This is a genomic window from Cupriavidus sp. C3SS-1 (assembly GCF_057073755.1).
This window is the reverse complement of sequence record NZ_CP172699.1, coordinates 2,249,538-2,267,412: the sequence shown is the minus strand read 5'-3', so window position 1 is coordinate 2,267,412 and position 17,875 is coordinate 2,249,538. Positions and strand designations below refer to the sequence as shown.

Below are 17,875 nucleotides of genomic sequence, written 5' to 3'. Positions count from 1 at the left end.
TTGGCCGGAGCCGGCCCTATTTCCGTGAGCACTGGCCTTGCGCCACCCTCACACCCTGATTTTCCGGATTCGAAAAGGAGAACCATGTCCGCACCGCACGAAACGATGAGCTTCCAGGCGGAAGTGAAGCAACTGCTGCACCTGATGATCCACTCGCTGTACAGCAACAAGGAAATTTTCCTCCGCGAGCTGGTCTCGAATGCTTCCGACGCCACCGACAAGCTGCGCTTCGAGGCGATCGCGAACCCCTCGCTGCTCGAAAACGACGCCGACCTGGCCATCCGCATCGAAGCTGACGCCACCGCCCGCACGCTGAAGATCACCGACAACGGCATCGGCATGAGCCGCGACGAGGCCATCCGCAACCTGGGCACCATCGCGCGCTCGGGCACCAAGGAATTCTTCCAGCAACTGTCCGGCGACCAGCAAAAGGATGCCGCGCTGATCGGCCAGTTCGGCGTGGGCTTCTACTCGGCCTTTATCGTCGCCGACAAGGTCACGGTCGAAACCCGCCGCGCGGGCCTGGCCGCCGACGAAGCGGTGCGCTGGGAAAGCGCGGGCGACGGCGAGTTCAGCGTCGACGCCATCACGCGCGCCGAACGCGGCAGCACCATCACGCTGCACCTGCGCGAAGGCGAGGACGATTTCCTCTCGGCCTGGCGCCTGAAGAGCATCATCCAGAAGTACTCGGACCATATCTCGCTGCCGATCCGCATGCCCAAGGAAGTGTGGGATGCCGAGGCCAGCACCTACAAGCGCACCGACGAGTGGGAGAGCGTCAACCAGGCCAGCGCGCTGTGGACGCGTCCGAAGTCGGACATTACCGACGAGCAGTACACCGCGTTCTACCAGCACATCGGGCACGACAACGAAGCGCCGCTGGCCTGGACCCACAACCGCGTGGAAGGGCGCAGCGAATACACGCAGCTGCTGTACATCCCGGCGCGCGCGCCGTTCGACATGTGGGACCGCAACCACAAGCACGGCCTCAAGCTCTACGTGAAGCGCGTCTTCATCATGGACGACGCCGAGCAGCTGCTGCCGTCGTACCTGCGCTGGGTCAAGGGCGTGATCGATTCAGCCGACCTGCCGCTGAACGTCTCGCGCGAACTGCTGCAGGAAAGCCGCGACGTCAAGGCGATCCGCGAAGGCAGCACCAAGCGCGTGCTGTCGATGCTGGAATCGCTGGCCGATAGCGAAGACGAAGCCGAGCGCACCAAGTACGCGACCTTCTGGCAGCAGTTCGGCCAGGCGCTGAAGGAGGGCATGGGCGAGGACCAGGCCAACCAGGAGCGCATCGCGAAGCTGCTGCGCTTCAGCTCGACGCACACCGACAACGCCGACCAGACCGTGTCGCTGGCCGCCTATGTCGGCCGCATGAAGGAAGGGCAGGACAAGGTCTACTACGTGACGGCCGATACGTGGGCCGCCGCGAAGAACAGTCCGCACCTCGAGGTCTTCCGCAAGAAGGGCATCGAAGTGCTGCTGCTGACCGACCGCGTCGACGAGTGGATGCTGTCGTTCCTGCGCGAATTCGATGGCAAGGAGCTGGTGTCGGTCGCCCGCGGCGACCTCGACCTGGGCACGCTTGCCGACGAGGCCGAAAAGGCCGAGCAGGAGAAGGCCGAGACTGAATGGAAGGATGTTGTCGCTCGCGCCAAGACCGTGCTCGAAGGCAAGGCCAAGGATGTGCGCGTGACGCTGCGGCTGACCGAGTCGGCATCGTGCCTGGTTTCGGACGAAGGCGACATGAGCGGCTACCTGCAGCGCCTGCTGAAGCAGGCCGGCCAGAAAGCGCCGGATGCCCAGCCGATCCTGGAACTCAATCCCGAGCACGCGCTGGTGAAGAAGCTGCGTGACCTGCCGGAAGGCGATGGCTTCAATGACCGTCTGCTCGTCCTCTTCGATCAGGCGCTGCTGGCTGAAGGGGGCATGCTGGATGACCCGACGGCCTATGTGCAGCGTGTGAACAAGTTGCTTGCCTGAACACGGGCGTAAGGAAAAGGGCCGGGCGACCGGCCCTTCTTGCCTGCGGACGTAAGCGATAACGACGCATGACGCTGAAGCGCTGTTTTCCCCCTGTCGTGGATGCCGAGACCCGCGTATTGATCCTCGGCAGCCTGCCCGGCGAGGCGTCTTTGGCGCAGGGCCAGTACTACGCGCACAAGCAGAATCAGTTCTGGCGGCTGGTTGGCGATACGATCGGCGTGGACCTGCGTTCTATGGAGTACGACGCGCGGCTGCAGGCGTTGCTCGCGCGCTGTATCGGCCTGTGGGACGTGGTGGCCGAGGCGCGGCGCGAAGGCAGCCTCGATAGCAGTATCCGAGACCATGCGGGCAACGACCTGACCGGCCTGGTCGAGTCCTTGCCCAGCCTCGTGGCGATTGCGTTCAATGGCGGCACGGCGGCGCGCATTGGCGCGAAAGCGCTGGCGCATCACGCGGATCGGCACCAGCTTGTGATGCTTCCCTCCAGCAGCCCGGCCTACACGCTGGCGTATGCACAGAAGCTGCACGCCTGGCAGGCATTGCAGGCATGGCTGCCTGCCAGGGCGCGGGAACGACGCTGATATTTCGACCAGTCAGCCAAGATCCGGCTGCGTAGCCGCATAGCTCGGCCGCGCGCGCATGACCGCATGACCCCGCCGGATATTCGGCCGCGTCTCCAGCATCGCCGCGCTCTCGGGGAATCGCCCCAGGTACTCGACGATCGGCGCGAAGAACAGGTCGGCCATCGACAACGCATTCCCGACCAGGAAATCTCGGCCGCCATAGGCCTGCTCCAATGCATCCAGCTGCCGCTCGATATCGGGTAGAGCCGCCTCGATGATTGCGCGATCAGGCTTGCCGTCCGGGCCCTTCGGAAACACGTAGTGCAGCACGTAGCGCCGCACCATCGCATCGTAGCCGTGGCAGTTGATCAGGCTGATCCACTGCTCGCAGCGCGCGCGGGCAGTGGGTCCGGTTTGCGGAATCAGGTTCGGGCCGCCAAAGACTTCGTTGATGTAGCCGAGGATGGCGCGCGTCTCGTAGAAGTCGATCGGACCATCGGTGAATGCCGGGATGCGGCCGAACGGGTTATGAGTCAGCAGTTCGTCGACGTGCGGCGCCACGGGCTTGAACGTGTAGCGCACGCCTTTCTCCGCGAGCGCCAGCCGCACCGTGCGCACGTAGGTGCTGCGCGCATCGCCGTAGACAGTCAGCGTGCCGGCGCTGCCTTCGGCATCCACATAGTCGCTGAGGTTGTTGAAGACCGATTGCCAGCCCATGTTGTGCGAATCGCGCGTGGCGGCGTCGGGGAAGCCGCTATGGCGCATGTGCAAGTGCGTGCCGCCATCCTTGTCGGTCAGCGTGATCTCGATCAGCGTGCGCACGCCGGCCGGTAGTTCGCTGCCTTCCCATTGCCACGTATAGGCCAGGAAGTTGGCGCGATCGATCGTCTGGTACTCGCCACCGACGATGTGTTGCTCGCCGTCCTTCGCTCCCATCACCAGCCGGTAACGGCCGCCCACTCGCGCATCGGCGCTGGCTTCCCGCACCTGCATGCCACGCGGGCAATGCCAGGCAGCCAGAGCGCTCTGGTCCGTGAATGCATCAAAGACCCGCTCGCGCGGCGCGCGGATCTGGCGGGTCATCTCCAGGTGAAACGTTGCAGCTTCAGTCATGACTTGATCCCCTTCTTTCGATCGGTGACAGCAGTCTCGGTTTGCGTCTGCTCGACAAAAGCCACCAGCCTGTCGAGATTGCCTTCCCAAAGCCGGCGATAGGTCTCCAGCCAGCCGTGCGCATCGCGCATGGCCCCGGGGCGCAAATGGCAGATGCGCCAGCGGGCGTTGATTTCGCGCTCGATCAGGCCCGCATCGGCCAGCACACGCAGGTGCCGGGAGATGGCCGGGCCAGAGATATCGAACGGGCGCGCCAGTTCGCTGACCGGGGCATCGCCCTCGGACAGCCGCGCCAGGATCGCGCGGCGCGTCGGGTCGGCCAGGGCGGCGAAGATGGTGGAGAGCGGGTCGCTGGTGTTTGGCATGTCTTCATTTAACGTGTTGGTTAAATGAAGATCAAGGGCTGTTACATCTGCCGTTTGCTCCATGCCCGCCGATACGGTGGCATCGGCTCTTCCTGTACGATGGCGGCACGCCCCACCGCCCCGGTCCCTCCGCAGACCGGGCCTGTCACTCGCAGTATTGCCGGGGAAGTGCCATGCCGCATTCAGCCTGGACCCACGAAGCGATCCACCGCATCGAGGCCGATTTCAACCGGTCCTCCGATACCCACCTGATTCCTCTGGACCTGCCGGGCTATCCGGACATCCGCTTCTACTTCAAGGACGAATCCAGCCACCCGACCGGCAGTCTCAAGCACCGGCTCGCGCGGTCGCTGTTCCTGTATGCGCTGTGCAATGGATGGCTGCATGAGGACAGCACGGTAGTGGAGGCATCGAGCGGCTCGACCGCGATCTCGGAAGCCTATTTCGCGCGCCTGCTGGGGCTGCCGTTCGTGGCGGTGATCCCGGCCGGCACCTCGCGTGCCAAGGTGGAGGCCATCGAGTTCTATGGCGGGCGCTGCCATCTCGTCGACAACCCGTCCGAGATCTACGCCGAGTCGCACCGCATCGCGCGCGAATCGGGCGGGCATTTCATGGACCAGTTCACCTACGCCGAACGCGCGACGGACTGGCGCGCCAACAACAATATCGCCGAGTCCATCTTCAAGCAGATGGCGCAGGAACTGCATCCGGTACCGGCGTGGATCGTGGCCAGCGGCGGCACGGGCGGCACGGTGGCCACGCTGGGGCGCTACGTGGCCTACCGGCGGCACCAGACGCGCATCCTTTGCGCGGATCCGGAGAACTCCGTGTTCTTCGATCATTTCCGTGGCTGCCTGGCGGGGCAACCCGATCCGGCACTGACGCTTGATACGGGCTCGCGCATCGAAGGCATCGGCCGTCCGCGCGTGGAGCGGTCTTTTCTCCCGACCTGCATCGACGCCATGCTCAAGGTGCCCGACGCCATGTCGTTCGCCGCGATGCGCTACCTGGCGCAACGGTTCGGGCGCCGCGTGGGCGGATCGACCGGCACCAACTTTGTCGGCGTGCTGTACCTCGCGCAGCGCATGCGCGCGGCCGGGCAGGGCGGCGCGATCGTCACGCTGCTGTGCGACAGCGGCGAACGCTATGCCACAACCTATTACGACGACGACTGGTACCAGGAACAGCGCATCCAGGTGGACGCGGCGGACGCACTGATCGGCCGTGCCGTGAAAGGTGAACCGGTGCTGACGCCGCTGGCAGTGGACGGCCTGGCGGCCGCGGGTGACGGGTTTCCCGGCGGCGCCGCGGAATGACCGCGCGCGTTTCTGTCACAATCGCGGCTTTCCTGCGCTGGCTGCTGGCCTGCCCGAACAAGCAAGACATGACCCTACTGAAACGCAAATCGATCGAGGCCGTGGCCTCGCGCCGCCCCGCGCGCGGCACCCGTACGCGCGGCGAACGCCCGGCCAAGGAAGAAAAGCGCATGACGCCGCGCTTTGCCCCGGTGACGTTCTCCGAAATGGACGGCGTGCGTTACCTGCACTTCGGCACCGAGTGGGTACAAGGCGCGATGCGCCTGCGCAAGCCCGATGCTATCGAACTCGAATACGCCCAGCAGATGATGGCGTGGCTGCTGTTCCTGTCGCCCTCAGCGCCGGACTTCCACGTGGTGCAGCTCGGTCTGGGCGCGGCGGCGCTGACCAAGTTCAGCCACCGGCATTTCGCGCGGGCCCGCGTGACCGCGGTGGAGCTGAACCCGGCGGTGATCATCGCCGGCCGCAGCATGTTCGGCCTGCGCGAGGACGACGCGCGCCTGAGCGTGCGCGAGCAGGATGCCTGGGATTATGTGATGGACGCCGCCAGCACGGAGTCGGTCGATGCGCTGCAGGTGGACCTGTACGATGCCACGGCGCGCGGCCCGGTGCTCGACACCACCGCCTTCTACCGCGCCTGCCGCCGTACGCTGAAGTCGCCGGGCGTGATGACCATCAACCTGTTCGGCGACCACGACAGCTTCCCGAAGAACATCGAGCGCATCTGCGATGCCTTCGACAACCGCGTGCTGGTGTTCCCGGAAGTCCACGACGGCAACGTCATCGCCCTGGCGTTCAACGGGCCGACCATCGACGTGTCGTGGGAAACGCTGGAAGCGCGTGCCGACGTGGTGGAAACGACCACCGGGCTGCCGGCGCGCGACTGGGTGAAGAAGCTGCGCGGGGCCAATGCGCGCCAGGAAGAGAAGCTGGTGATCTGATGGATAGCTGATGCGCGGGGCCCGCCGCGGCATCAGCGGGCCGTCACTCCTTGTGGAAGAACTGCGCGAGCGACCACTCGTCGGTACGCGCTTCGTACTTCAGGCCCTTCTTCATCGCCCACATCGCGAGCTGGCTGTGCGACGGAATGATGGCGTGGTCATCCAGCGCGAATTTCGCGGCGGCCTTCGCGTTCTCTTCGCGCGCCTTGTCGCTGCTGACTGTGGTGAGCGATTTTTCGATCAGCTTGTCCAGTTGCGGATTGCTGTACTTGCCCCAGTTCCATGTACCGTAGCCGGTCTTGGGATCGGGTGTGCCGACGATCGAGCGCAGCGCCACGTCGGCCGCGGCGGAGCCCCAGCCCAGCATCTCGAACGAGAAATCGCCCTGGCGCGCGCGCGTGAAGTACACCGCCACCGGCATGGTTTCAACCTTGGTCTGGATGCCCACTCGCGTCAGCATGCTCGCGGTGGCCTGCGCCACGGCGGCATCGTTCAGGTAGCGGTTGTTGGTCGCGTGCAGCGTCAGCCCGAAGCCGTTCGGATAGCCGGCGGCGGCCAGCAGCTTCTTCGCGCCTTCCGCGTCGTAGGCCTCGGGCTTGGTCCCCGGGTGCCCGAAGATCTGCGGCGACACCAGCGACGATGCCGGCACCGCCAGGCCCTCCATGATGCGGCTGACGATGGCGTCGCGGTTGATGGCCTTCGAGATCGCGGCGCGCACGCGCGCATCCTTGAACGGGTTCTTGCCCAGCGGCTTGCCCGCCTTGTCGGTGACGTACGGCGGGTTGTCGCGCGACTGGTCCATCTGCCAGAAGATCGTGCGCCATGACACCGTCTGCTCGATGCGGAACTTCGGGTTTTGCTTGAGCTTGGCCACGTCGGCCGCCGGCACGCTTTCGATGACATCGACATCGCCCGCGAGCAACGCGGCGGAGCGGGCGCCGTTGTCGGTGATGATGCGGAAGATCGCGCGGTCCCATTCGGGCTTCGGACCCCAGTAGTCGGGATTGCGCGCCATTACGATCTCCTGGCCGCGCGCGAAGCGCACGAACTTGAACGGGCCGGTGCCGATCATGGCCTTGCCCGAGTCGAAGTCGGCCTGCGTGAGCGTGGCGGCCACCTTCTTTGGCAGGATCGGCACGCTGTTCAGGTCATTGGCCAGGTTGGCGTAGTTCGGCACGTTCATGGTCAGGCGCACCGTCAGGGCGTCGGGCGTGTCGATGCGCGCGATCGGCTTGGTGTAGCTGGTGAACGAGCCGGGGCTGTTGACCAGCTTCTCGGGCCGCTCCAGCGAAGCCTTGACGTCCGCACTCGTGAACGGCGAACCGTCGTGCCATTTCACGTTGGGGCGCAGCTTGATTTCCCACGTGGTCGGGTTAAGCGGCTTCCAGGACAGCGCGAGCCCCGGGATGTAGCGCGCGTTCTTGTCCATGAACACCAGCGACTCGAACATATGCAGCGCGATGGCGTTGTTCGGGCCGGCGTTGTTCCATTGCGGGTCCATCGACGTGACATCGGCGGCCAGGCCAATGCGCAGGTCTTCGGCGCGTGCGCCGCCGATGGCCGAAAGCGTGAAGACGGCGCCACAGAGCAACGCGGCGCGAATGGCGCGGGAGGGGTTGGAAGGGCGGCGGAAAGGCATGGCGCTAGGCTCCTCATGCTGGCCCGGTCGGCCGCGGGCGAGGCGGGCGCGCGGCCATGGGCGGTTGTCGGGCAATTTGCCCGCATTGTGCCGGCAAAACGACATCCATGCAGGCTTTCCAGTCAGGCGCGGGTGCCCGGCGCCGTTAAAATGGCGGCCATGTTTGCCAATTCTCCCAACATTGTCTCGGCACAGTCCGACATACACGAACACCTCGCGGCACGCGTGACACGCCATCTTGCCGAGCCGTTTCGCAAGCCGATCGGCGATGTCAGCCGACGCGCGCTCGACCAGGCGTTGGCGCAGTGGCGGCAGGCCGGCGACGTACCGCTGATCCTCGACGCGGGCTGCGGCGTGGGCGAAAGCACGCTGCGCCTGGCCACGGCATTCCCGGACCATTTCGTGATCGGCGTGGATCAGTCGGAGAAGCGCCTCGGTGCCGGCAAGGACTGGTGGGGCGACGCGCCCATGCCCGGCAATTTCTGCTGGGCGCGCGCCGACCTCGTCGATGTGTGGCGCATGTTGCAGGAAGCCCGCGTGCCGGTGGCGCGGCACTATGTGCTCTATCCGAATCCATGGCCGAAGATCGGGCATCTCGGACGGCGCTGGCAGGGGCACGCCGTGTTTCCCGCGCTGGCAGCCTGTGGCGATTACCTGGAATGCCGCAGCAACTGGAAGATCTACATCGACGAGTTCGCGGCGGCGCTGGGCATGCTCGGCCGCTCGTCCGCCACCGAGGCCTGGCAGCCGGAGCCTGCGATGACGCCGTTCGAGCGCAAGTACGCGGCATCAGGGCATGGCCTGTGGCGCTGCGTGACGCAGCGCTAGCCGCAAAGCACAACGGCCCGCAGTGCGGGCCGTTGCGTGGAAGCGGGAGAAATCCCTGCTTCAGTGGAACAGGGGCTGCTGCGTCGGCGCGTCTTCGGGCAACTCGGCGTGAACGATCTCGCCATTGCGGTCCGCATAGAGCGGCGTGCCGCAGTCTTCGCAGTATTCCGGATCGAACAACGCGGCGTGGCGGAAGATGTCCTCGACGCCGGCATTGCGCAGCTCTTCGCAGATCTGCTCGAGCGGGTTGCCCTTCTCGTCGGCATCCACTTCGCCGGCTTCGCGGCCATAGACTGGCCAGACGATGCCGTAGATCACGTCCTTTTCGCCACGCATGGTGAAGCCGACGCGGTACTCTTCCACCACTTCCTCGCCGAACGCCGCCACCACCGCCGCGAGCTGGCCGGCCGGTACGTCCAGCGTGCCGCTCAGGTAGTTCACGGCCGCGCGCACGGTCAGCGGGCGGATGCTCTTGTCGGATTCGCGGCAGGACAGGAAGAAGGCGTCCGGCAGCAGCAGTTCGAACTCGCAGCCCGGCAGCAGCAGGGCCACGGTGGCCTGCACCTGGCTGCGCCACTGTTCGAGACAGGTCGAGCGCTCGGCGTGGTGTTCCTTGGCATCTTCCTGCCAGCGGAACAGCCCTTGTTCGTGCGGTGCCACCACCACGGCCAGCAGGTAGCGCGGATCGGCCAGGATCGGCGCGGTTTCGGGCAGGTCGCGCAGGTCCACCTTGGGCACCGTACCGCTCAGTGCGGCGGCGGCCAGCTTGTGGGTCAGCGCGAAGGTGTCGCTATGGGTGCGCGGCAGCTGGTCGATGCTGTACAGGTACGGCGACAGCGCCACTTTGGTGCCGGTGGCCAGCACGTGTGCCTGCAGGTGCACGGCCAGCGTCTGCGCCAGGTCGGGCTTCAGCGAGCCGGACGGAATGGCGTAGCGGGTATGGGCCAGGATGGGCGCGGCGACCAGCAGCGCATCATAGCGCACGCCATCGGCTTCCACCGTGGCCGATTCGGCCAGCGTCTCGGCCTGCTCGGCCAGCACGTCGGAGGCGTCCGCGTTGTGCTTGAACAGGTGTTCGAGCGCCGCGTCGAGCGCGGTCTGGCTGCCATTCTTCAGCAGCCGGCCCAGGCGTTGCGAGAGCCGCCGTTCCCAGTAAGCGTCCTCCATGCGGCTGCCCGATGCATCGAGGGCGAGCGCATCGGCCACCAGTCGCTCGGCATCGGGCGAAAGACGCGGGGAAGCCTTGGGGCGAAAACCTGCCATATAGAGAAACCGTCCGTTTTTTCGTAAAACGGTATTCTACTCGCTGCGCTGACAGGAATGACGCCTGTCCGAGCGGACTGGCGCCATGTCCGGGTGTCTGTCCTACTTTTGCTCGGCGGCAGCCGGTGCGTGGGTTTCGGTGCCGTGCTGCTCACCGCCCATCGACACATCGCCGCCGCCCTTGCTGAGCAGGTAGAAGGCGGCGCCGGCGACGACGACGAACGCAATGATGATCTTGACCATGGTGTCTCCTGGATTCGTGGATCGGAGGACTGTGGCTGGCTGGCCTCCGGGCGTTGAACGCCATTCTTGTGAGGCACAGTGTGGCAGCGCTGGCTTGCGTGGAACTTACACGCGGCTAGCCCGAAAAGTGATGAACGAATTTCCTGCGCCCCAATGAAAACCGCCCGCCCCGCCCGGCACAAGGCCGGGCAGGGCGGGCGGCGGTCGTCAGTACGCGAGCCGCTCAGGCTGCCAGCAACTGGCGCAGCACGAACGGCAGGATGCCGCCGTGGTTGTAGTAGTCGACTTCGATCGGCGTGTCGATGCGCAGCAGCACCGGTACGCGCTGCACGTCGCCGTTGGCGCGCTTGATCACGAGCACCACGTCCTGCTGTGGCTTGAGTTCGCCCTCGATGCCTTCGATGTCGAAGGTCTCGTTGCCCGTGATGCCCAGCGTCTGCGCGCTGTCGCTGCCCTTGAACTGCAGCGGCAGCACGCCCATGCCGACCAGGTTGGAGCGGTGGATGCGCTCGAAGCTGCGGGCGATCACCGCCTTCACGCCAAGCAGCTGCGTGCCCTTGGCCGCCCAGTCGCGCGATGAGCCGGTGCCGTATTCCTCGCCGCCGAATACCACCGTGGGGGTGCCTTCGGCGATGTACTTCATCGCGGCGTCGTAGATCGACATCTCGTCGCCGGTCGGATGGTGGATGGTCAGGCCGCCTTCCACGCGCGAACCGTCGGCCTTCGGCGGGATCATCAGGTTCTTGATGCGCACGTTGGCGAAGGTGCCGCGCATCATCACCTCATGGTTGCCGCGGCGCGAACCGTAGCTGTTGAAGTCCGCCTTCAGCACGCCATGCGACAGCAGGTACTTGCCGGCGGGCGAGGTGTCCTTGATCGAGCCGGCCGGGGAGATGTGGTCGGTCGTCACGGAATCGCCAAAGACGCCCAGTGCCCGGGCGCCGCGCACGCTGGGGCTGACGCCGGACGGCTCCAGCGTGAAGTCATCGAAGAAGGGCGGTTCGGCGATATACGTCGACTCCGGCCAGTCGTAGACCTGGCCCTTGGTGCCCTTGATCGCGCCCCACAGCTTGCTCGGCTTCTTGACCTGCTCGTAGTTGCCCTTGAAGGTCTTGGCATCCATCGCAAACTTCATCAGCGCATGGATTTCGTCCGAGCTCGGCCAGATGTCGCCGAGCCAGATGTCCTTGCCGCCCTTGCCCTTGCCGACCGGCTCGGTCATCAGGTCGCGCGTCACGTTGCCGGCGATGGCATAGGCCACCACCAGCGGCGGCGACGCCAGGAAGTTGGCGCGGATATTCGGGTGGATGCGGGCTTCGAAATTGCGGTTGCCCGACAGCACGGCGGCTGCGACCAGGTCGTTGCTGACGATGGCCTCGTTCAGTTCGGGCGTCAGGTCCCCGGCGTTGCCGATGCACGTGGTGCAGCCGTAGGCGGTCACGCCGAAACCGAGTTTTTCCAGGTAGGGCAGCAGGCCGGCGGCCTTCAGGTACTCGGTGACCACGCGGCTTCCGGGGGCCAGCGAGGTCTTGATGTGCGGCGCCACCGTCAGCCCCGCTTCCACGGCTTTCTTCGCCAGCAGGCCGGCGCCGAGCAGTACGCTGGGGTTCGAAGTATTGGTGCAGGAGGTGATGGCCGCGATCAGCACGTCGCCGTTCTTCACGTCGATGCCATCGGCGGTCTGGTAAGTGCGGTCCAGCTCGGCCGGCTCCTTGTTGAAGCCGTTTTCGGCCACGGGCTTGCTGAACAGCGAGCTGAAGGTGCTCTTGACGTTGCCGATCTCGATGCGGTCCTGCGGACGCTTGGGGCCCGCCAGCGACGGGGCCACGGTGCCAAGGTCCAGCGAGACCACCTTGCTGTAGTCAATATCGCCAGCCTTGGGGATGCCGAACATCTGCTGCGCACGGAAATAGCCCTCGAAGGCGGCGATTTCCTCGTCCGAGCGGCCGGTGCCCTGGAAGTAGTCGATGGTCTTCTCGTCCACCGGGAAGAAGCCCATGGTGGCGCCATACTCGGGCGCCATGTTGCCGATGGTGGCGCGGTCCGGCAGCGCCAGGCTGGCGGTGCCTTCGCCGAAGAATTCGACGAACTTGCCGACCACCTTTTCCTTGCGCAGCATCTCGGTGATGGTCAGCACCAGGTCGGTCGCGGTCACGCCTTCACGCAGGCGGCCAGTCAGCTCCACGCCCACCACATCCGGCGTAAGGAAGTACACCGGCTGGCCGAGCATGCCGGCTTCCGCCTCGATGCCGCCCACGCCCCAGCCCACCACGCCGATGCCGTTGATCATGGTGGTGTGGCTGTCGGTGCCGACCAGGGTGTCGGGGTAATACACGCCGTCCTTCTTGTGGACGCCGCGTGCCAGGTATTCCAGGTTGACCTGGTGCACGATGCCGAAGCCCGGCTGCACCACGCCAAAGGTGTCAAAGGCCTGCATGCCCCACTTCATGAACTGGTAGCGCTCGTTGTTGCGCTGGAATTCCAGTTGCATGTTCAGGTCCAGCGCCTTTTTCTCGCGGAAATGGTCGACCTGAACCGAGTGGTCGACCACCAGGTCCACGGGAACCAGCGGTTCGATCTGCTTGGGATTCCGGCCCATTTTCTCGGCCACGTTGCGCATGGCGGCCAGGTCGGCCAGCAACGGCACGCCGGTGAAATCCTGCAGGACGACGCGGGCCACCACAAACGGAATCTCGTCGACACGGTCCGCGTTCGGCTGCCAGCCGGCAAGCTGGCGGACATGTTCCTCGGTCACCTTCTTGCCGTCGCAGTTGCGCAGCACGGACTCGAGCACCACGCGAATCGACACGGGCAGGCGTTCGATCGCCACGTTCAGTTCCTCGCCCAGCCGGGGCAGGGAATAAAACTGGCCCTTGCCTGAAGAGCCGATCTTGAATTCTTGTAGGGTCTGCGTCTTATTGAGGTTGTGGGGCATTGCCATACTCCAGTCGAGGAATGTTGCGGTGGCGTTGAGTCGGACCTGACCCCGGCGGCGCTGTCATGGCGTTCACCGCGGTCCGATGTCGTTGCGACTGATACTCTAACCGCCGCGCACGCCGCCCGCCAGCGCGTGCCGGCGAACGCTGCGTTCGCGCAATGACTGCCATGCCGGCAACCATCCCGAGCCGGCATGGCGCCCGATGGCCCGGCCCTGAGAGGGCCGGCCCGGGAACCGCCGGATTTACTGCTTCGGCACAGCCGACTGCTGGGTCGCGTCGGGCAGTTGCTGTTGTTGTTGCTGCGGCGGCGCGGCCAGCAGCGGCGAGGTCACCGGCGCGCGCAGGCCACCAGCCTGGGTCGGCGCGGCACCGCCGGCCTGCATCTCGGCGTTCTGGCATTCATCGGCCAGGCGCTGGCCGAGGTTCTTGTTGAACAGCATGGCCTTGCTCGGGATCACCACCAGGTCCAGGCCGCTACGGGCGTCGAAGTAGCGGTCGGCACCGGTCACGGTGGACTGGCGCGGCAGCTTGTATTCGCGGCCCTGCCAGTTCACGGTCAGGACTTCATCGCGCAGCATGTTGCCCGAGATGTACAAGGCGTTGCCCAGTTCGCACTGCCATTTTTCGCCGGTCGGCGTCACGGCGGCCGCTGCAGCCGGGGCGGCCTTGCTGCTCTTCTTGGCCGGCGCCTTCTTGGTGGTCTTGTGGGCCGGTTCCTGGGCCATCACGGTGCCGGCGGTGCCGAGGGTGAACGCGCCGAGGCACGCTGCGAGGACGAGCTTTTTCATAGAAATAACCTTTCGGGGTCTGTGTCTTTATGGTCTGGCACGCCTGGGAGGATTCCCGGGCGTGGGCAAGATTCCGCCGATATTCTCTACGATTTGCGGAACAGGGCAAGTAGCCTGCCCTTTCGTTACATAATCGGGCGCAAGTCGGGGGAATGTGGCGGACGCGAGCCTCACATGCGCTTTACTTCCGCGCTTTACTTCCGTTTCGCGATCGGGACGAACTTCAGATTTTCGGGGCCAGTGTAGTTGGCGCTCGGGCGGATGATCTTGTTGTCGATGCGCTGCTCGATGATGTGCGCAGCCCAGCCCGACGTACGCGCGATCACGAACAGCGGCGTGAACATCGCGGTCGGCACGCCCATCATGTGATAGCTCACGGCGCTGAACCAGTCCAGGTTCGGGAACATCTTCTTGATATCCCACATCACCGTTTCCAGGCGCTCGGCGATGTCGAACATCTTCATCGAGCCGGCTTCCTTCGACAGTTCGCGCGCGGTGGCCTTGATGACCTGGTTGCGCGGGTCGGCAATGGTGTACACCGGATGGCCGAAGCCGATCACGACTTCCTTGTTCTCCACGCGGCGGCGGATATCCGCCTCGGCTTCGTCGGCGTTGTCGTAGCGTTTCTGGATCTCGAAGGCCACTTCATTGGCGCCGCCGTGCTTGGGGCCGCGCAGCGCGCCGATCGCGCCGCAGATGGCCGAATACATGTCCGAGCCCGTGCCGGCGATGACGCGGCCGGTGAAGGTCGATGCGTTGAACTCGTGCTCCGCGTACAGGATCATCGAGGTGTGCATCGCGCGTTCCCACTGGGCCGACGGCTTCTTGCCGTGCAGCAGGTGCAGGAAGTGGGCGCCGATGGAGTCATCGTCGGTTTCGACTTCGATGCGGCGGCCGTTGTGGCTGAAGTGGTACCAGTACAGCAGCATCGAGCCCAGGCTGGCCATCAGCTGGTCGGCGATGTCGCGCGCGCCCGGGGTGTTGTGGTCGTCCTTCTCCGGCAGCACGGTGCCCAGCACCGACACGCCGGTGCGCATCACGTCCATCGGGTGGGCCGAGGCCGGCACGCATTCCAGCGCGGCCTTGACGTTGGCGGGCAGGCCGCGCAGCGACTTCAGCCTGGTCTTGTACGCGGCCAGTTCGGCCTTGTTCGGCAGCTTGCCGTGGACCAGCAGGTGGGCGATTTCCTCGAACTCGCAGGCATCGGCCACGTCCAGGATGTCATAGCCGCGGTAGTGCAGGTCGTTGCCGGTACGGCCAACGGTGCACAGGGCGGTGTTACCGGCGGTCACGCCCGACAGGGCAACGGACTTCTTGGGCTTCGGCCCCGTCGGCTGCGGGGCTTCAGCGCGCGCCTCGTTCTTGGTTGCGGACATCCTGTTCTCCTTGAATTTTGGTATTTGCCGGATGTTGTGCGGACGCGGGCCCCGGCCTAGTCGAAGAACAGCTCGGCCACGTTGTCCGGCAGTGGCGTGCCCGTGGCGTGGGCGCGCTGCAGCAGCGACCAGTAGTAGCGGTAGCTGGCGCGGTCGTGCAACTGCCCGTCGTGCCGGATCGGGGCCCAGTTGTTCTCGTGGGCGGCCAGCAGGATCTGGCTGGCGGCGCCGATTTCCTCGATGCCAGGCCGGAACGCGGCGACGATCGGCTCGATCTGGCCCGGATGGATGCTCCACTTGCGCAGGTAGCCGAACTCGGAGCGCGCGCGCAGCGCGTCATCGCCCGCGCGCTGCGGGGCCTGCACGTCGGTGCTGACATTGTGCGAAGGGACCTTGCCGTATCGATGGCAGGCGGCCGAAATCTCCAGCATGGCACGGCGGATCAGCGGGTGCTCGAACTGCTGGGGTGAACGCATGGCATCGCCGGGAATGGCGCCGTGGTGGGCCGACACGAAGTCCATCAGGCCGAAGCTCAGGCATTCGACCTGCACCAGCGAGGCGATTTCGAAAGCCTGTTCGAGCGCGGCGTGCGTTTCGATCAGTACATGGATCGGAATGTGACGCGCAATGCCTGCCGTGCGTGCGGCCTGGTTGACGTGGTCGGTCACGCGCGCCACTTCGACAACGTCGGTCACCTTGGGCACGACCACATACGCCAGCCGTGCGCCGGCGGCACGCACGAGCACATCGACATCCTGCTTCCAGCTTGAATGGGCAGGATCATGGATGCGCACACCCACGCGATTGTGCCGATTGAGCGGGCTGTTCACGAGCCCGGCGCACAGTTCGGCGTGCTCGCGCTCCAGCCCCACGGCGGCACCGTCTTCGCAGTCAAAGGTGATATCGAAGACGGGACCAAGCTCTTGCTGCAGGGCCAGCGATTTGAGCATCAGCCTTTCGCTGCCCGCGTAGTGATCGCACACCGGCAACTGGGTGGGGATGGCTTCGCCCTGGAACAAGACCTCGGAAGGGTGCACTTGGATTCTGGTCAAAAATGATCTGGGGCCGCCGGGAAAGGTCGCGGCCCAACAAAAAACCGGAGCCCGCGCCGATTCTTGAATCGTTGCGGTGCTCCGGTTTCCCTGGCGGAATGGATCCGAAGATCAGCCGAGCAGGTGCTGCACGCCGGCCTTTTCTTCTTCCAGTTCGTTCAGGGTGATGTTGATCTTTTCACGGCTGTAGTCGTCGATCTCCAGGCCCTTGACGATTTCGTACTTGCCGTTGGCGCAGGTCACGGGGTAGCCGAACATGGTGTCGGCCGGGATGCCGTATTCGCCGTTCGACGGGATGCCCATGGTGACGACCTTGCCGTTGGTGCCCAGCACCCAGTCATGCACGTGGTCGATGGCGGCATTGGCAGCCGAAGCGGCCGACGACAGGCCACGGGCTTCGATGATGGCGGCGCCGCGCTTGCCGACGGTCGGCAGGAACACGTCGTTGTTCCACACCGGGTCGTTGATCATGTCCTTGACGCTCTTGCCGTCGACGGTTGCGTAGCGGTAGTCGGCGTACATGGTCGGGCTGTGGTTGCCCCACACGAACATCTTCTCGATCGATGCCACCGGCTTGCCGGTCTTGGCGGCGATTTGCGACAGGGCACGGTTGTGGTCCAGGCGCAGCATGGCGGTGAAGTTCTCGCGCGGCAGGCTCGGGGCCGACTTCATGGCGATGTAGGCATTGGTGTTGGCCGGGTTGCCGACCACCAGCACCTTGACATTGCGGCTGGCGACTTCGTCCAGTGCCTTGCCCTGCACCGTGAAGATCTGGGCGTTGGCTTCGAGCAGGTCCTTGCGCTCCATGCCCTTGCTGCGGGGACGGGCGCCCACCAGCAGGGCGACGTCGGCGTCCTTGAAGGCGACCTTCGGATCATCGGTGATCACCACGCCAGCCAGCAGCGGGAAGGCGCAGTCTTCCAGTTCCATCACCACGCCCTTGACGGCCGCCTGGGCCTGGGGCAGGTCGAGCAGTTGGAGGATGACCGGCTGGTCTTTGCCCAGCATGTCGCCATTGGCGATGCGGAACAGCAGGGAGTAGCCGATCTGGCCAGCGGCGCCGGTCACTGCGACGCGCATTGGGGCTTTAGCCATGAGTAAATCTCCAAACGAAAAGATGGGGGAAACCGGTGGGTGGCGCGCCGCGTAGGGGGAGGCACGTCACCAGGTGCTGGTTGTCGCCATAGCGGGGAGCAGCCGTCCGCCGGAACCAGGTGGCAGGGCCACGGGGCGGAGCCGGTGAGGGAGAGCCACAACGGGTCATGGTAAGGCAACGAAGCGTAAGTCTACTGCGAAGCGGGGCGCGTTAGCCAGATCGGACGGTTGTCTTGTTTCTGTCACGCGTGCCGCCGGCGTGGACCAGCGCGAGTGTAGGCCCGGCCATCCGCGATGTCAATTCATATGTCTTATATAAGACATAAGACATTTAACGTCGGGCTGGACGGGCTTTGCCCTTTTGT

The 17,875-nt window shown here is 65.2% G+C and carries 15 protein-coding genes; 5 read left to right on the top strand and 10 right to left on the bottom strand.

The annotated features are described in order from the left end of the window. The first annotated feature begins 84 nt into the window (after positions 1–84). Both htpG and ACIGJC_RS10530 read left to right on the top strand, forming a co-directional pair. Positions 85–1,986, top strand: a complete 1,902-nt coding sequence (gene htpG, locus ACIGJC_RS10535) for a molecular chaperone HtpG (protein ID WP_483708720.1) — start codon at positions 85–87, stop codon at positions 1,984–1,986. A gap of 68 nt (positions 1,987–2,054) precedes the next feature. Next, positions 2,055–2,570 (top strand): DNA-deoxyinosine glycosylase, encoded by a 516-nt coding sequence (locus ACIGJC_RS10530; RefSeq protein ID WP_483708719.1) that lies wholly within the window; start codon positions 2,055–2,057, stop codon positions 2,568–2,570. Between the two features lie 12 nt (positions 2,571–2,582). Here ACIGJC_RS10530 and ACIGJC_RS10525 read toward each other — a convergent pair whose 3' ends face one another. Both ACIGJC_RS10525 and ACIGJC_RS10520 read right to left on the bottom strand, forming a co-directional pair. Next, on the bottom strand, positions 2,583–3,665 hold the full coding sequence (locus ACIGJC_RS10525; protein WP_483708718.1) for an SRPBCC domain-containing protein: 1,083 nt from the start codon (positions 3,663–3,665) through the stop codon (positions 2,583–2,585). Further along, positions 3,662–4,030, bottom strand: coding sequence for an ArsR/SmtB family transcription factor (locus tag ACIGJC_RS10520; protein ID WP_483711517.1), 369 nt, complete (start codon positions 4,028–4,030; stop codon positions 3,662–3,664). Before ACIGJC_RS10520 ends, ACIGJC_RS10525 begins: the two co-directional genes overlap by 4 nt. Before the next feature lie 173 nt (positions 4,031–4,203). Between ACIGJC_RS10520 and ACIGJC_RS10515 the strand changes: the two genes are divergently transcribed. Together ACIGJC_RS10515 and ACIGJC_RS10510 are read left to right on the top strand one after the other, a co-directional pair. Continuing rightward, entirely contained in the window at positions 4,204–5,346 is a 1,143-nt protein-coding gene (locus ACIGJC_RS10515; protein ID WP_483708717.1) for a PLP-dependent cysteine synthase family protein, read from the top strand. 68 nt (positions 5,347–5,414) lie between these two features. Continuing rightward, on the top strand, positions 5,415–6,287 hold the full coding sequence (locus ACIGJC_RS10510; protein ID WP_483708716.1) for a class I SAM-dependent methyltransferase: 873 nt from the start codon (positions 5,415–5,417) through the stop codon (positions 6,285–6,287). Positions 6,288–6,330: 43 nt separating this feature from the next. Here ACIGJC_RS10510 and ACIGJC_RS10505 read toward each other — a convergent pair whose 3' ends face one another. Then, positions 6,331–7,926 (bottom strand): ABC transporter substrate-binding protein, encoded by a 1,596-nt coding sequence (locus ACIGJC_RS10505; protein WP_483708715.1) that lies wholly within the window; start codon positions 7,924–7,926, stop codon positions 6,331–6,333. Between the two features lie 150 nt (positions 7,927–8,076). On the opposite strand from ACIGJC_RS10505, the gene trmB reads away from it, so the two are divergent. Next, complete coding sequence (gene trmB, locus ACIGJC_RS10500) at positions 8,077–8,754, top strand: tRNA (guanine(46)-N(7))-methyltransferase TrmB (RefSeq protein WP_483708714.1); 678 nt, start codon at positions 8,077–8,079, stop codon at positions 8,752–8,754. Between the two features lie 60 nt (positions 8,755–8,814). Here the strand turns inward: trmB and ACIGJC_RS10495 are convergent, their stop codons facing one another. The 7 genes from ACIGJC_RS10495 to ACIGJC_RS10465 form a co-directional block, all read right to left on the bottom strand. After that, complete coding sequence (locus tag ACIGJC_RS10495; RefSeq protein WP_483708713.1) at positions 8,815–10,017, bottom strand: DUF2863 family protein; 1,203 nt, start codon at positions 10,015–10,017, stop codon at positions 8,815–8,817. Between the two features lie 102 nt (positions 10,018–10,119). Beyond that, complete coding sequence (locus tag ACIGJC_RS10490; RefSeq protein ID WP_483708712.1) at positions 10,120–10,260, bottom strand: hypothetical protein; 141 nt, start codon at positions 10,258–10,260, stop codon at positions 10,120–10,122. Between the two features lie 223 nt (positions 10,261–10,483). Then, entirely contained in the window at positions 10,484–13,195 is a 2,712-nt protein-coding gene (gene acnA / locus ACIGJC_RS10485; protein WP_483708711.1) for an aconitate hydratase AcnA, read from the bottom strand. A 246-nt stretch (positions 13,196–13,441) separates the two neighbouring features. Beyond that, positions 13,442–13,987: a hypothetical protein gene (locus ACIGJC_RS10480; protein ID WP_483708710.1), complete on the bottom strand. Its 546-nt coding sequence runs from the start codon at positions 13,985–13,987 to the stop codon at positions 13,442–13,444. Between the two features lie 194 nt (positions 13,988–14,181). Continuing rightward, complete coding sequence (gene prpC / locus ACIGJC_RS10475; RefSeq protein ID WP_483708709.1) at positions 14,182–15,363, bottom strand: bifunctional 2-methylcitrate synthase/citrate synthase; 1,182 nt, start codon at positions 15,361–15,363, stop codon at positions 14,182–14,184. A gap of 56 nt (positions 15,364–15,419) precedes the next feature. Beyond that, positions 15,420–16,400, bottom strand: a complete 981-nt coding sequence (locus ACIGJC_RS10470; RefSeq protein ID WP_483711516.1) for an HpcH/HpaI aldolase/citrate lyase family protein — start codon at positions 16,398–16,400, stop codon at positions 15,420–15,422. 126 nt (positions 16,401–16,526) lie between these two features. Beyond that, the gene (locus ACIGJC_RS10465; protein ID WP_483708708.1) at positions 16,527–17,510 is read right to left on the bottom strand and encodes a malate dehydrogenase; all 984 of its coding nucleotides are present in this window, start codon (positions 17,508–17,510) and stop codon (positions 16,527–16,529) included. Between the last annotated feature and the right edge of the window lie 365 nt (positions 17,511–17,875).